This is a genomic window from Myxococcus eversor, assembly GCF_010894455.1.
GTDB lineage: Bacteria > Myxococcota > Myxococcia > Myxococcales > Myxococcaceae > Myxococcus > Myxococcus eversor.
Genome location: NZ_JAAIXY010000001.1, coordinates 280,006 through 294,996, shown reverse-complemented (window position 1 = coordinate 294,996; position 14,991 = coordinate 280,006). Strand labels below are relative to the sequence as shown.

Genomic DNA, 14,991 nt, shown 5'->3' with positions numbered 1-14,991 from the left:
TGGGCGCCTCGGGGGCACCCGGGCACCCGCGCCCGTCGAGGTGCGCACCCGAGGGGCCCCGGCGGCGCCCTGCTCCACGCCCCAGCGCCCACATCTGGGCGAGCCGCGCGGCCTCGGGGAAGGCGGGAGGCCGGGTCCGCGCGCACCACTTCGCTTGCCGGCGGGAAGCAGGCTCTTGGTCTCCGCAAGCGCTCCGGGTCCAGGCAAAGACAGTCCAAGAAGTCCCCCGCTCGGGCCGCCTTCGCGAACGGAGTGGCGCGGCGATTGCTGTCCATGGCGCCGCTATGCCATTGCGTGGATTGGGTCTCCAACTGGTCGTCGTCGTGGCCATCGCCGCGCTGTTCACCGGGCTCTGGGCGCTGAACAACCGCCCGGTCTCCGCCCCGGACTGGCCGGAGAAGATATCCGGCTTGTCCTACTCACCCTTCCGCCTCGGAGAGAGCCCGAAGAAGGGCCGGCACCCCAGCGAAGCCGAGATGCGCGAGGACCTCGAACAGCTCAGCAAGCTGACCGACAGCATCCGCATCTACACGGTCGACGGTCCCCAGGGGGAAATCCCGCGCCTGGCCGAGGAGTTCGGCCTGCGAGTGACGCTGGGGGTCTGGATCAGCCGCGACCTGGAACGCAATGAACGGGAGCTCCAGAAAGCCATCGAGATGACCAACACCTCACGCAGCGTGGTGCGCGTGGTGGTGGGCAACGAAGCGCTGTATCGCGGGGACGTCACGTTCGAAACGCTGGTCCGGTACCTGAGGCGGGTGCGCGCGGCCGTCAGGGTGCCCGTGACGACCAGCGAGCAATGGCACAACTGGAGGGAACACCGGGAGCTGGCCAGGCATGTCGACTTGATCGCCGCTCACGTCCTGCCCTACTGGGAATACGTGCCGATGGAGCAGGCGGGGACCTTCGTGCTGGAGCGTGCCCGGGACCTCAGGCAGCTGTTCCCGCGCAAGCCATTGCTGCTGTCGGAAGTCGGCTGGCCGAGCAACGGCCGCATGCGAGGTGGTGCCACCGCCACCCAGGCCGACCAGGCCCTCTACCTGCGCACCCTGGTCAACACGCTCAATCAACGGGGCTACGAATACTTCGTCATCGAAGCCTACGACCAACCCTGGAAGGGCGGCGATGAAGGCGCGGCCGGCGCCTACTGGGGCGTGTTCGACGCCACCCGTCGGCGGAAGTTCAACTTCGAGGGCCCGGTGGTGGCCATCCCAGAGTGGCGCGCCCTCGCGGGCTGCTCGGTGGTCCTGGCCACTCTCGCGATGACGCTGCTGCTCATCGATGGTTCGGCCCTGCGCCAGCGCGGCCGAGCCTTCCTGACCTTCACCTCCTTCTTCTGTGGCTCGGCGCTGGTGTGGATGGCCCATGACTACAGCCAGCGCTACAGCACCTGGTTCAGCCTGGCCGTCGGCTTCATGCTGGCGATCGGCTCGCTCGGCGTGTTCCTCGTCCTGCTCACCGAAGCCCACGAACTGGCCGAAGCCGTGTGGATTCCCAAACGCCGCCGCGAATTCCAGCCGGTGCCGGACGACCATGCCTATCGGCCGAAAGTGTCAGTTCATGTCCCCTGCTACAACGAGCCGCCGGAGATGGTCAAACAGACGCTGGACGCCCTCGCCGTGCTGGACTACCCCGACTACGAAGTCCTGGTCATCGACAACAACACCCGGGACCCGGCCGTGTGGGAGCCACTCGCGGCCCATTGCGAGCGGCTCGGCGAGCGCTTCCAGTTCTTCCATGTCTCGCCCCTGCCCGGGTTCAAGGGCGGCGCGCTGAACCACCTCATCCCCCGCACGGCCAGGGATGCCGAGGTGGTCGCGATCATCGACGCGGACTACCGCGTCGACTCCAACTGGCTCAAGCACATGGTGCCGCTCTTCTCCGACCCGCGCATCGCCGTGGTGCAGTCCCCGCAGGACTACCGGGACCAGGGCGAGAGCCTCTTCAAGAAGGTCTGCTACAGCGAATACAAGGGCTTCTTCCATATCGGCATGGTCACCCGCAATGACCGCGACGCCATCGTCCAGCACGGCACCATGACCATGACCTACCGCTCGGTGCTCGAAGAGCTGGGCTGGGCCGAGTGGTGCATCTGCGAGGACGCGGAGCTGGGCCTGCGGGTGTTCGAGAAGGGCTACTCGGCCGCCTATACCCATCACAGCTACGGCAAGGGGCTGATGCCCGACACCTTCATCGACTACAAGAAACAGCGCTTCCGCTGGGCCTACGGCTCCATCCAGATCATCAAGCACCATGCCCGCAGCCTGCTGCGCGGCGAGAACAGTGAACTGACCCGGGGCCAGCGCTACCACTTCCTCGCCGGCTGGCTGCCGTGGGTCGCCGACGGACTGAATCTCTCCTTCACCATCGGCGCGCTGCTCTGGTCGGCGGCGATGCTCATCGCGCCCCAGCGGATAGAACCGCCGATGCCCGTCTTCGCCATCCCGCCGCTGGCGTTGTTCGTGTTCAAGCTCGGCAAGAGCGTCTTCCTCTACCGCCGCGCGGTCGGGTTCAACCTCGCGGGCGCTTTCGCCGCCGCCCTGGCCGGGCTGGCGCTGTCGCACACCATCGCCAAGGCGGTGCTGTACGCCTCCTTCACCAGCGACCTGCCGTTCTTCCGCACACCGAAAACCGCGGACAGACATGGCCTGCGGGTGGCGCTCTCGGAGGCCCGCGAAGAGCTGTTCCTCATGCTCCTGCTGTGGGGCGCCGCAATCGGCATCTATTCGGTCCACGGCCTGCCCGACCCGGACATGCGCATCTGGGTGACCCTGCTATTGGTACAGGCCATGCCCTATCTGGCTGCCTTCATCATGGCCCTGCTGTCGAGCCTGGGACAGACAGGGCCCCGGGTGCCCGCACGTTGAGACTCCTCAGCCGGGCCCCGCGCGTCAGAGCATGACGAACCCGTCGTCGTCGTCCTCGACCACGACGCCCTTGTCCTTGCTCAGGGGGGCTACCGTGCTCCCTCCGCTCGTCACCACCGTGGAGGGGGACGCTTGGGGGCGGGGCAATACGCTGCCGCCGCTGGACTGAACGACAGGCCCGGACACCAGGACGAAGTCATCCTCGATGTCCCTGTTCAAATCATCCAGGACCCGCTGGTGCGCCGCGCGAAGCGCAACGGCGGCCACGCGGGGGCTCGCGGCGACTGGGGGCAAGGCGCCGTTGGACCCGACGAGGAGCCTCGCCAGTTCGACGACCCAGGGCCCACAGCTGTGCTGTCCACCCTTCTCGCTCCCAATGGCGTCATTCTGGTAGCGGAGGAGGCATCGCTCGACCTGCAGGTCCGGAAACGGACGCCGCAGCGTGCCGAGCATGGTCGGCTCGCCGGCCGGGGCGAGCGGGTCGATGTAGAGCACGCATGCCTGGCCCCTGCGCCCACCCTGGGGGGGAGCCACCCTGATGTAGATGAGCCCCCAGTGGTTCCCACCGACGTTGTAGGGCTGGATGATGATGCGGGGAGCGCCGCCTTCGACCTGACCCGCGAGGGCGGCGTCGAACGTGTTGGGCGCGATGCGGTTGAGCAGGTAGAGGTTGAGGCCATAGCCCACGTACACGTTCGGCACACCGTCGAGGTAGTGGTGCAGCAGCCTGTCGAGCTGACGATCGGTATAGAAGTGCGACCCCTCGATCTTGTCGCCGTTCGAATCCGGATCAACCAGCGCACTCGAATCCTGCGACGGAGGAGGTATCTGGCCCGTTCCCCCCGAGGAGGTGGAGGTGGACGGCGGAGGCGTCGACCCGGAGTTCGATGAGCTCGAGACCACCACCACTTTCTCCGCCGCCGCTTTCTCCCTCGCGGCCTTCTCCGCCGCCGCTCTCTCGCGGGAGCGTTGGACCTCCGCCGCCTCCTTCTTCACCTTCTCCGCGTCCTGCTTGAGAATCTCTCCGAGGTCCGCGGGTGCGCGCAGGTCGACCCGCGAGACCTTGCCCGCGTTGGCTGGGTTCACGAGCGGCGGAGATGCATTCACGGCCGCCCGACCGCTCCCGAACGAGGCACTGCGGAAAGGAGAGTTGTAGCGGACCGACCCCAGCCCTGACGGAAAGGGAGGCGGCCTCCTGCCAAGAAGGAACTCAGGGCGCTCAATCGGCATGCCATGACCCGCGGGACCCAATCTCCCGCTCACGGGGAGGCCCCTTCCCAGTCCAGGCAACCCGAACGGCGAGGGCCCAGGCACCTCCGAACTCGACTTGCAGCCGCCGACGCACCGTGGATTGACGCAATGCGGCCCCGAGTAGTGCCACAGCGGTGTCCAATACGTCCTGAGCAGATCTCTCACCGCGGGCGCCCCCTCCACCAGGTAGTTGAACTCGGAGAGGAAGCCTGGATAGAGATTGTCCGACCCGACCACATACGACGCGTCGTCGACAATCATGATCTTGGAGTGATTGCCCGGCGCGGACGGAACCTTGTCGTAGACGGCGCCGCTGGCCTTCTTGACGGACTCCACCGCGCTTCCGATGACGCCCTTGCTCGGCGGGTCCTCCACGAGCGAGGTCTGCTTCAAGGTCGCCGTGTACCCTTCTGGCGTGAGCTTGGGCCAGAAATACGTTTCACCCTCCCGGGTCTTATCCTTCGGGACCTCCGTGAAATAGAAGGGGGCGATGTGCAGTCGCTCCAAGGCGCGCACCCGGACGTCGGCGTCCGGCAGAAGGGCGTCGGTGTCGACGGCATGTGACATGTAATATTGGAACAGCTCGAACGTGCGGCACGCCCCCGAGCCGAATGAATACTGGTCTCCCTCAGCCCCGGCCCCCGCGTCCAGGGGAGAGACCACGACCTGGACCTCCAGCTTCGGATTGGCGAGCAGCGCCTCCATGATCCAATGGCAGACGACGTGCGAGGACCACTTCTTCTTCCACGCGCTCACCAGGTCCATCTGTGACAACCGGAGGATGGTCTTGGCGCCCTTGATCAACTCCTCCTTCATCACCTCGGACGCCTTCTGGTAGTTCAACTCCATGCTGGGGCCGTTCCAGTACTTCCCGATGGACAGGACCCGGGTCGCCTTCTTGTACTCTCCAAGGCCGGAGTAGCCCTCGTAATGCTTCTCCGTGAACACGGGAGTCTCCAGGTCCACGAACGTCTGGAGATCCTCCGCGCGGATCGCCTCCGCGGCCAGGTCCTCGACCGAGTCCACATCCTCGAAGATGGTCGACAGGAACTCAGGGCTGGGGCGAGAGAGACGCGGCCTGGACTCCCCCCCACCGCCCTCATGCAGCCGCGCGAAGTCCTTGTAACACGCGGCGCGGTAGTCGCCGGCCTCCCGCGAGGCCAGCGGGTTCTCGGGCTTGCGCTTCACCGCGGCGTCGTCGTCGCCGACCTTCCAGGACAGCGTATCCTTGTCGATGTCCAGGAACTCCTTGGCCAGCACGTCCGTCTTGCATTCCCACATCTGGTCCAGGAAGCGCTGCGCGCCCAGGGCCGCCTCGCCATGCATGACGACAGACACGTCATGAACGGGCGGATAGCTGGTGAACAGGTCCATGTTGAGGTTGTGGCCTCCCACCAGGGACTCGGTGCCATCCACGGCGACGATTTTCGAGTGATTCCACGTCATCTTGGTGAATTCGTCATCGCCCTCCAAACCCATCCAGGTGGGCAGGACCGAGGCGACCCGGGCGGAGAGCCCCGCGACGAGTCCCTCCTGGAGCCGGAAGAACTTCCCCATCCAGATCTCCGGCGGCATCTCCCAGGCGCCGGTCTGCATCCGCACCCTCACCAGGCGAATCAGCGCGCCCTGGAAATCGACGAGATTGGGAGACGTGCCGTCCTTGAAGATCATGGGCGTCTGCCCGAACAGGAACCTGAACTGCGTGCGATGGGTCCGCTTCAACGGCGCGCTCAGCGCGGTATCCATGGCCCCCAGAATCACCTTGGCCCAGGCGGGGTCCGGACTGTTGAGGGAGGAGATGTCGCAGCGATACCTCGACTTCTGGATGATTTCGACGAGGGCTCGCTGGAAGTCCTTGGTGCGACTCTTGGCCGCCGGCATGATTTCCGGGCCAAAGGGCTGCCCCCAGATGCGAGGCGTGTCCATGATTCGCACATAGCTCGTCCCGCTCAGGTGCGTGAAGTAGTCGCGCACCTTGGCGGACACCCGGTCGATGCTCACAGGAACCTCCAGTTCACCCACCCGCCACCGGACTGCTCGATGGTGCAGGGATAGGCCAGGTTGTAGGGGGGCGTCCCCACCACATCCTCGAGGTAATAGCGGTTCAAGGTGTTTCTCCCCATGATGGAGGAGACCTGCCGCACGTTGGGCCTCCCTGTCAGCCGGGAGGTCCGGGCCTCGCCGCCCCCCATGGCATCGAAATGGGTGTGCGCCGTATGGATTTGTTTTCTCAGGTGTCTGGCGTTCTCCCGGACGCGGCATCTGGTGCGGAAGACCGTCTCCCATTGAGTCAGGTAGGCACGGGCCAGCTTGTAGACGAGCTTGGGGACCGCGGCGACCTCGTCCTTCACCTTGGCCGCGTCGTACAGGGCGTCAGCGGTGTAGTTGCCGGCGACGGTGCCATGCCCGCCCCGACACGCGTAGAGCGTGTAGCCCTCCGGCTGCGGGAGGTCGCCGCGAGCGAGTGGATCCGCCAGTTGGCGGTTGTCCGCGAGCGTCAGATACGTGGCCCCCAGTCCCCGGGCCTCGATGTCCTCATGGGCACGCTGTTTGGTCATCCGGGCATTGGGCCGAGGAACCAGCGCGCTGAACCCCGCGACCAGGTGGTCCCAGGCATAGACGCCGACATAATTGACGACATTGGGCGGCAACTGGGTCTGGATTCCATACCACTCACCCGGTCCCGGAACGGGGTCGATGGCGAAGATGTTGACGGGGATGTCCCGGACACCAGGGCCTCCATAGGCATACAGGAACCAGGCGGCCATGATGGACTCGACCGCGCCGCGGCTGTGCCCGAGGAAGTTGTATTGCTCCGCCTTGCTGGCCGCCGCGAGACTCGCGCCGTGCAGCGCGAGCGCGCCATCGGCCCAGCCCAGCAATTGCCCAGACTGCGTCCGTTGGTTGCCCTCCGAGTAGTCCCGGGCGGATGCGCGCAGCGGGCCGGGGGCATTGACCAGGCTGCCGTCCAGGGGATCGCACACGTCCTCCTGGTTGAACCAATCATTCTCGCCGACACCCCGAACGGTGATGCTGCTCTTCGTATCGCGAAGGCCGGTGGAGATCTCCGTGTGGAGCCGCACCGGGATGTAGCCGGTCTCCCTGACGTAGATGTCCTTGTTGCTGTTGAGCCACTTCTTGTCCTTGCCCAGGAGGGCGAGGATTTTGTAGTCCCAGAAGCGGGTCTCCTCGCCTTCGTCACGCGAGCAGCCGGTTCCGCAGAAGCTCACGGTGTAGACATTCTTCGGCATGCCAGTTTCATCCTGGTGGAATGGGGTCCCTGCACGGACGCGAGCCCTCGGCGCCTGGGGACCGGCTGTAGGGGGACAGCCCGCTGAGGGTTGCTCCGCACTTCACATTCCGTGCCGTGCACACGCGCGAGGCCCCGCCTCTCGCGAGGACGATAGAGCGAACCCGGAGGGGGCGGATCAGGCGAGGACATGACGGAGGGTCACCAGGGACCATGGGCCCCTGCCGGGACACGCGCTGCGTACCGATGAGACGCAGCCGCGTCCTTTCAGACCGCGCAAGCCATGGGCGCGAAGGGCGGGGTTGAACCGAAGTGGAACCCTCTCGTCGTCACGGTCGTCGAAGCGGAGAAATATCGGGATGGGTTGGGACCTCCCCAACAATCCCTCACCGACTCCTGTTGTCCGGAGCCCCTCTTCGTCCCCTCTTCACGTGCGTTCCCGCTCCCCATGCCCATCCCCCATGCGCCTTCGCGTCCGCTGAGCTTCCTGCTCGCGGCCCTGTTCCTCTCCCTGGCGGCCTGTGGAGACAACACTCCCTCCGAGGACGACCCGCCTCGCGCCCCCGGGCAGTCCGCATCCGCCACGGGTTCAGACGACGCGGGCACCGTGGCCAGCGCGGCCTTCGACGGTGGAAGCTCCAGCATCTGCGGCGATGCCTTCCTCGAGGACGATGAGGAGTGCGACGACGGCAATCACGACACGGGAGACGGTTGCTCCCCGCTGTGTACGAAGGAGCCCCAGTGCACCAACGGCGTCTGTGCATCCATTTGCGGCGACGGAGTGATGCTGCCCGGCAGCACCGCCGAGGCCTGTGACGACGGCAACACGGTCGCCAATGATGGTTGCTCGCCGACGTGCCAGCTCGAGCCGGGCTTCACCTGTCAGACGACCAACCGGCTTCCCTCCTCCATCCCCATCGTCTACCGCGACTTCCGAGGCTACGACCTGCCGCCCCTGGGCGCCCTGCCGAGAGGGCACATCGACTTCCAGAACGTGAACCAGTTCGGCGAGGAGAAGGGCCTCGTACAGACCACCCTGAATGCGCTCGGCAAGCCGGCCTACGCGAAGACGGGACTGCCCACCAACACGACGAGCAACGCCGCGAACTTCGCCCAGTGGTATCTGGACACGGACCTGGTGAACAAGCCCGTGGTCGGAACACTGACCTTCATCCAGTATCCGAGCGGCCAGCAGGTCTTCGATGCACCGAACTTCTTCCCGGTGGACGACCTGGGCTGGGTCGCCGCCGGCGCGGAGGCTCACCGCACCAACAACTACGACGTCCTCCCGCCGGGGCACAACTACAGCTTCACCACCGAGACGCGGTTCTGGTTCGAGTACAAGGGCACCGAGCGCTTCACCTTCCAGGGCGATGACGACGTCTGGGTGTTCATCAACCGCCGCCTCGCCATCGACATGGGGGGGCTCCACGTCACGGAGCAAAGCTCCATCATCCTGACGCCCGCCGTGGCCTTCAATCTGGGGCTGACGCCGGGCGGTATCTACGAGGTCGCTGTGTTCCATGCCGAGCGCAAGACCTCCCGCTCCTGGTACCACATCAACGCCCAGAACTTCGGCGTCCGCCGCTCCGCGTGTGTCCCCACTCCGGCGGCGGCATCGATGACGGAGTGAACGCTGGCGCATTGCCGTACGCCCATTGACTCCACGGCCAGGATTCCCAGACAGGGCCCCCCTGTGGGCGTGACTTCACGCCCAGGGGCGGGCCGGGTACGGTCACCCCGTTGATTCAGTGCGGACCGTGAGGCTGCCGCGCGGAGACGGTCTCCTCACGCGGGCTTCATCCGGACCGGTCCTCGCCGACGGCGCCAACCCTCGGCCAATGCCAGGCCCAGGAGCGTCACGGCGGCGAGGATGAGCCCTGGCAGGACACCAGGGGCGCGGTAGTGCAGCTCGATGCGGTGCCGGCCTGGGGGCACGCCAACAGCACGCACCGCGACATTCGCTGGCAGCAGCCTCGCGGGCTCGCCATCCAGGCTCGCTGTCCACCCCGCCTGCCACGCATCGTTGATGACGAGCACCGCGTCCCCGGACGACTCGACGTCCACGATGAGGTGCTCGGGCGTCTCATGAGCTGGAGCGACTCGCCCGTTCAGAGGCTCCGGACCCGACGCAGGAAGAGGAACCGCTCCACACTCCACCGCTGCCTGGGCAGCCGCCCTGAAGGCCACGGTTCGCAGCAGCCCGAGCGCGGCGCTCTCGTCCGACACGCAATGAGGCTTCGCCAGGAACAACCTCGGCAGGGCATCGGCATGCTCGACGAGCAGCAGCTCGAACACGTCGTCGCGCGCCACCACGCGGCCCGGTCTGGGCTCCAGCGCTGCATAGGTCGCTGGCGTGTATGCGCTGAACCGCACCCCGAAGAGTGGCTGTGACTCCGTGAAGAAGCCAGGTTGTGTGATTTGGAGGCGCTGCAAGCGGGAGCTCGCGGCAGGCAGATACGCATCCGCCGCGCCGATGCCCCACAGCGCGGGCGTGTCAGGCATCAACGAGGCCCTCGCCATCAACGCCACGCTGTCCTGGAACTCGAAGCCGTCGAATCGAGGCAAGCGGAAGCGCTGGATGCGGGAGGCGACGCGGGGCGTGGACTCTCCTGTCCTGGCGGCCCACTCGCGCACGGTGTCGACGAACACCGGCGGACTGTCGAGCAGTTCCTCCGAACCGAGAATGTAGAGCGGCTCGTTCAGCGTGAACGCCGCGCCCAGTTGCAGCGCCATCAACACGCATGCCCGGTGCCACGAGCCCGCGAGGCCTGGCAGCACCAGGGCGCAGCCCAGCGCGACTCCCGCCGCGACGAACGCCGCGCCGCTGAACGCGTGCGACAGCGTCTCCAGCGTCTCGGGAGGCACCCGTGGCCAGCGCCCGAGCACGAACGCGTGGGACCACACGGCCCCCAGGCGCTCCGCGAGGGCCACGGCGAGGAGCCCCACGGACATCCCCCCCGCCGCGAGAGCAGCCCAGCGCGCTCGCGCCCTGGACGACACCAGGGCCTTCCATCCGAAGCCCGCGAGCACCGCGAGCCCAAACGTCAGGTGCACCACGAGCTTCTCGGGATAGCGGAACGGTCGCCACAACGGGAGGGCCTCGTAGAGCCATCCGTAGACAGGCAACGCGGACCCGAGCGCGAGGGCGAGCACCACGACCCAGACGGCGGCGAACGGCGCCCAGCGCTTCCATGGGAGGAAGCGCAGTCCTGTCACCGCGAGCACCAACACCGGCACGCCGATGAGCGCCGAGTCCGTCCACAGCGTGGAGAAGCCGCCCGTCGACAGCAGTGGTTTGACCCATTCCTCCGGAACGGAGCGCTCGACGGTGGGATTGGCGAGGTACGGCCCCAGGAGGAACTCCGGCAGTCGCCACGGGTCCAGGGACCAGCGCTGCGCGTCCTCGAGCGAGCTCGCGCCTGGAGCGCCCCGTGCGAACACCGCCATGCCCGCGAACAGTTGCGGCGCGGCGAGCCCCGCGCCGAGGGCCACGAGGCCCAGCGCACGAAGCAGGCGGACACCGCGTGCCTCGGGGCTCGTCACCGCGAGCAGCAGCACGAAGGCATTCGCGAACGCATAGCTCCAGGTGTCACCCGCCAGCAGCACACTGGCGAGTCCCAACGCGGCGACGGCGGCGCGACCCGGAGTGGCGGCTCGCAGGAAGCGCTCGGCGGCCCAGAGGGCGGCGGGAATGGTGGCTCCGGCCATGAGGTACGCCAGGCTGTTGGTGAGCGACACCAGGTGGCCGCTGAACGCGAAGGCGAGCCCCGCGAAGAACGCCCCGCTCCGCGGCACGTCGTACAGGCGCAAGAGGGCGAAGGTGCCCAGCAAGGCCAGGGGCGGGCACGCCAGCACCGCGAGCTTCATCGCCGCGCCCGTGGAGAACAGCAGCCCCAACACCTGCGACGGATGGAAGGGCGCGGACAGCATGATGCCCGCGAACGATTGCCCCAGCCCGTCGAAGGGATACCAGCCCGGAAAGTCGCCTTCGGACACGCGCTGCGCCCAGTAGCGCCGCAATGGCGCGTAGACCAGGAGCATGTCTCGGGCGATGAAGACGTCCGCGCTGAAGAGGGCGCGGTAGAAGAAGAGACAGGTGACGCCCAGCGCTCCGCCCACCACGGCCCAGGGCCCGCGCGCAATCGAGGCTCGGACTCCGGCGCGCTCCAGCGATGCGGGGGGAACCATCCAAAGCGGGATTGTTCCCGGTCATGCCGTCCAGGTCCAGCCGCGAGTACCGCTGCCCTTGTCCCTCCAGGTCGTCTTCCCCGCCGACCTCGACCGGCTGGCCGGACGGACCCACACGCGAGTGAACGGCGAACAAGCCGTGACGCCGATGAGGAGAGCAAGGGCTGATGGAGCGAAGCCTTTTGGGGATCCCCGTTCAGGTCGTTGCAACCCTGACTCAGGAGTCCCCCGACATGACCCACCGCCCCCCTCTGCCCCTGCTGTCTTCCGTGCTCTGCGCCCTGCTCCTCGCCGCCTGCGGCTCACCGGCGTCCACGGAGACGCCCGCCCCCCAGAACATCGAGCAGGGCACCCTGCTGCATGAGCTGAAGCTGAGCGACACCCGCTCGGTGCGCTTCATCGAGTCCGAGCCGGGCGAGGTCTTCGTCGCGGAGTCGGGCCACATGGACATCGATGCCGCCCACCTCCAGGAGTCGATGAAGGCCGAGAAGGTGGACAGCCTCCAGGGCAAGGAGTTGGCGGACGTCTACCTCTCCCTCGCGCCCGGCGCGAAGCGCTCCGACGTCCCCGCCGCGCTCGTACAGGCCCAGGGCCGCATCGCCATGGCCCGCATCATCCAGGCCCGGCAGGCCGCCCAGGAATCGGTCCGCGCCGCCGCCGCCCCGCTGGAGGAAGGCCCCTCCCCCCGAGACGCCGAGCGCGGCCCCTCCGCCTCCAGCCTCAATGACACCTGGGACTGGGTGGGCGACAAGAACTGGTTCAAGACCCACTTCTGCGCCACCACGGCGACGCAGGGCCGCACCTGTCTCGTCGACTATTGGTACGGCTCCTACAGCGGCGCGAAGGACGGCACCGTGTACTTCCGCGCCGTGGGACTCGCGGCCGGCTTCGACTCCAGCGCGTACTTCTATACCCAGTTCAAATCCTGCAGCATCTGGCCGTGGGAGGGCTGCGAGTGGAAGGTCAACTACAGCACCACCCTCCAGGCTCGCCACTACATGATGGTCACCTGGGACACGGGGCCGCGCTCGCGCTGGGCCGGCATCGACCAGTCCAATGACCGCGTGTACCTGAGCGCCATCTGGAGCACGACGACCTCCACGCCCCCGCCTCCGCAGGAGCCGTGCGCCGTCTACGCCCGCGCCCACGCCACCACCTGCTACAACATCGACGGCAGCATCTCCTCCATCTCCAACACGCTCTGCGCTGACGCCTGCGCGGGCTCGTACTCCACCGCCTCGCAGTGGGCCACCCAGGCGCTCGGAACCCAGACGTGCCTGGGCGCCTACGCGGGATGCTGCCAGTACTACGTCGACCAGAACTTCAACCGCTGCGGAGGCTGAAGCACCTTCATCACGGCCTGGGCGGAGCGCACTCACACCGCCCGGGCCATGAGCCGCCCGAAATCCCAATCCACGAGCGACTCTCCCCACCGCGCATCGCCGCGAGCAGGCTTCGCGCCCCTCCCCGGCCCGCGACGACTCCAGCACCGCGAGGCCTCGCAGCGGACTGGAGGCAGCAGCGCGCCTACTGGATGGTGATGGGGATGTTGTAGAGGAAGCACACCGGGACTTTCTGGGGCTTGTACTCCCAGCCCACCTTGAGTCCCTGGATGATGTCCTCGTCCGCGCCCGGCACGGACTTCACCGGCGTCACTTCGTACACGCTGCCGCTGGTGGAGACGCAGACCTTGTAGATGCCCTGCAGCGTCTGGCCACGGTGGGCCTGCTTGAACACCTCGGACAGACGCGGCGACGTCTGGCGCACCACGTCACGCTGGATGACGAAGGGCGGCACGTTCTTGGGCTTCACCGGCTCGGCCGGGCCCGTCCCACCCACCGTCCCGCCCACGACGCCCCCGACCACGCCTCCAACGACGCCACCGGCCACCCCGCCCGCCACGCCTCCCTCGACGCCACCCTCTTCCGGGGGCGCCTCGGGCTCTGGCGCCTCGGGCTCGGGCTCGACGGGCTTCTCCACCTCCACGACGGGTTTGATCTCCACCGGCTGGCGGAGCTCCGTGCGGGGTTTCTTCTCCACCTGACGCGGGGTCGTCCTGCTCGGCGCGGGCGGAGGCGGTGGAGGCGGCGGGGGCGGCGCCTTGACGAGGTTGAGCACCACCTCGATGGGCTGCTCCGCCTCGAGGACGATGGGCTTCACCACCAACATCATCACCGCCACGATGCCAACGTGGACGGCGACGGAGAAGGCGGCGAAGCCGAGGATTCGTGTGGAGGGAGGGTCGGTTTGCTGCGCGAACATGCCGAGTCGGCACATACCACAAGCCGGGAGCGACTCCTCAGGATGTAATCGTGCTGCCCCAGCATAACGAGGGGCTGTCACGTGGAAGCCACTCAACTGATACCTGAGGACCTGAGAGTCGTGCTAGAGGGCCGCCACCTCGTCCCATCCCCAGAGGTTTTTTCCGTGCAGACAAAAATGAAGTGCGTACTCGGGCTCGCTGCAGCCCTGAGTGCGGTGGCGTGTGGTGAGTCGAACGAGGAGGTCGGTGACAAGTACCAGGGAGTCATCGACGCCACGAACCTCGACTCCAAGTTCAGGCCCGTCAGCGGCGTCTACCGGCCCGCGGCGGCCAAGGCGAAGGGCACCAGCGTGCCCTTCTTCAACCTGGGTCAGGTCCCCACCGAGCGCAAGGACGACCGGGGCGTGATCACCAACTCGGGCGTTCCCGTGGATGAGACCGGGCGTCCCTTCCTCCCGGCGAGCCGGGTGGTGGCCACGTCGTACGACTTCGTGGACGGCTGCAAGACGGGCAAGGCGGACTTCGACTTCCGCAACGACAGCTTCCCGGAGACGGTGCAGTGGCCCGTCTTCGCCACGCTGCCGCTGACTGTCACCGGCAACACCACGCCCCACGTGCTGCCGCTGTCGAAGGTGACGCGCTGGACGGGCACGGGCGCCCAGCAGTGCAACGCCATCAAGGACCTTGCCTCGCTCACCAAGGGCTCCTTCGGCGGCGCCGCCGAGGAGGCCACGAGCATCTCCCTGCGCGCCATCATCGACGTCTCCGCGCAGCTCAACCCGCTGCGCAGCGGCTCCGAGTTCACCTCCCAGGGCGGCTGGTACCGCGGCCTGCAGCTGGCCTACCTGGACGGCGGTCCCGTGCAGGTGGATGAGGCCGGCAACGTGGTGGCCATGGACGGCGTCCTGGTGAGCCCGCCGACGGGCGCGCCCGCCACGGAGACGCCCGTGTACCTGTTCTCCTCTCTCCCCGGAGAGGAAGGCTGGTCGCCGGTGGTGCGCCTGCGCACCTTCACCGCGACCGCGGCCAAGCCCGCCTCCAGCTACACCGGCCTGTGCGTCGACGCCTGCGCTGAGACCGAGCTGAACCTCACCACCGTCACCCGGTACGCCGGCGTGCTCTTCGTCGTGGGGAGCACCCTGTGAGTCCCCCCCTTTCTCCCCAGAGCC

General features: G+C 67.3%; 8 protein-coding genes. 4 read left to right on the top strand and 4 right to left on the bottom strand.

The genetic code is table 11. The annotated features are described in order from the left end of the window. Window positions 1–323: 323 nt before the first annotated feature. A complete protein-coding gene (locus G4D83_RS01135) occupies window positions 324–2,867 on the top strand; it encodes a glycosyltransferase (protein WP_275902347.1) in 2,544 nt (847 codons plus the stop codon). A 24-nt stretch (window positions 2,868–2,891) separates the two neighbouring features. Here the strand turns inward: G4D83_RS01135 and G4D83_RS45435 are convergent, their stop codons facing one another. Together G4D83_RS45435 and G4D83_RS01125 are read right to left on the bottom strand one after the other, a co-directional pair. Continuing rightward, a complete protein-coding gene (locus G4D83_RS45435; RefSeq protein WP_205522546.1) occupies window positions 2,892–6,119 on the bottom strand; it encodes a phospholipase D-like domain-containing protein in 3,228 nt (1,075 codons plus the stop codon). Further along, the gene (locus G4D83_RS01125; RefSeq protein WP_163861592.1) at window positions 6,116–7,369 is read right to left on the bottom strand and encodes a Tat pathway signal protein; all 1,254 of its coding nucleotides are present in this window, start codon (window positions 7,367–7,369) and stop codon (window positions 6,116–6,118) included. Before G4D83_RS01125 ends, G4D83_RS45435 begins: the two co-directional genes overlap by 4 nt. Window positions 7,370–7,816: 447 nt before the next feature. Between G4D83_RS01125 and G4D83_RS01120 the strand changes: the two genes are divergently transcribed. Further along, on the top strand, window positions 7,817–9,001 hold the full coding sequence (locus G4D83_RS01120) for a fibro-slime domain-containing protein (RefSeq protein WP_163861589.1): 1,185 nt from the start codon (window positions 7,817–7,819) through the stop codon (window positions 8,999–9,001). Between the two features lie 155 nt (window positions 9,002–9,156). Here G4D83_RS01120 and G4D83_RS01115 read toward each other — a convergent pair whose 3' ends face one another. Further along, window positions 9,157–11,559: a YfhO family protein gene (locus G4D83_RS01115; RefSeq protein ID WP_163861586.1), complete on the bottom strand. Its 2,403-nt coding sequence runs from the start codon at window positions 11,557–11,559 to the stop codon at window positions 9,157–9,159. A gap of 233 nt (window positions 11,560–11,792) precedes the next feature. On the opposite strand from G4D83_RS01115, the gene G4D83_RS01110 reads away from it, so the two are divergent. After that, window positions 11,793–12,902: a hypothetical protein gene (locus G4D83_RS01110; RefSeq protein ID WP_163861583.1), complete on the top strand. Its 1,110-nt coding sequence runs from the start codon at window positions 11,793–11,795 to the stop codon at window positions 12,900–12,902. A 184-nt stretch (window positions 12,903–13,086) separates the two neighbouring features. Here the strand turns inward: G4D83_RS01110 and G4D83_RS01105 are convergent, their stop codons facing one another. Next, entirely contained in the window at window positions 13,087–13,821 is a 735-nt protein-coding gene (locus tag G4D83_RS01105) for a PaxA (protein ID WP_163861580.1), read from the bottom strand. A 177-nt stretch (window positions 13,822–13,998) separates the two neighbouring features. Between G4D83_RS01105 and G4D83_RS01100 the strand changes: the two genes are divergently transcribed. Beyond that, window positions 13,999–14,967 carry a hypothetical protein gene (locus G4D83_RS01100; protein WP_163861578.1) on the top strand — a complete coding sequence of 323 codons (969 nt, stop codon included), beginning with the start codon at window positions 13,999–14,001 and terminating at the stop codon, window positions 14,965–14,967. The last annotated feature ends 24 nt before the right edge of the window (window positions 14,968–14,991 follow it).

Excerpts from the sequence above, each read along its gene's own strand:
- G4D83_RS01125 (WP_163861592.1), bottom strand. The coding sequence starts at position 7,369 with ATGCCGAAGAATGTCTACACCGTGAGCTTCTGCGGAACCGGCTGCTCG.
- G4D83_RS01120 (WP_163861589.1), top strand. The coding sequence starts at position 7,817 with ATGCCCATCCCCCATGCGCCTTCGCGTCCGCTGAGCTTCCTGCTCGCG.
- G4D83_RS01115 (WP_163861586.1), bottom strand. The coding sequence starts at position 11,559 with ATGGTTCCCCCCGCATCGCTGGAGCGCGCCGGAGTCCGAGCCTCGATT.
- G4D83_RS01110 (WP_163861583.1), top strand. The coding sequence starts at position 11,793 with ATGACCCACCGCCCCCCTCTGCCCCTGCTGTCTTCCGTGCTCTGCGCC.
- G4D83_RS01105 (WP_163861580.1), bottom strand. The coding sequence starts at position 13,821 with ATGTTCGCGCAGCAAACCGACCCTCCCTCCACACGAATCCTCGGCTTC.
- G4D83_RS01100 (WP_163861578.1), top strand. The coding sequence starts at position 13,999 with ATGAAGTGCGTACTCGGGCTCGCTGCAGCCCTGAGTGCGGTGGCGTGT.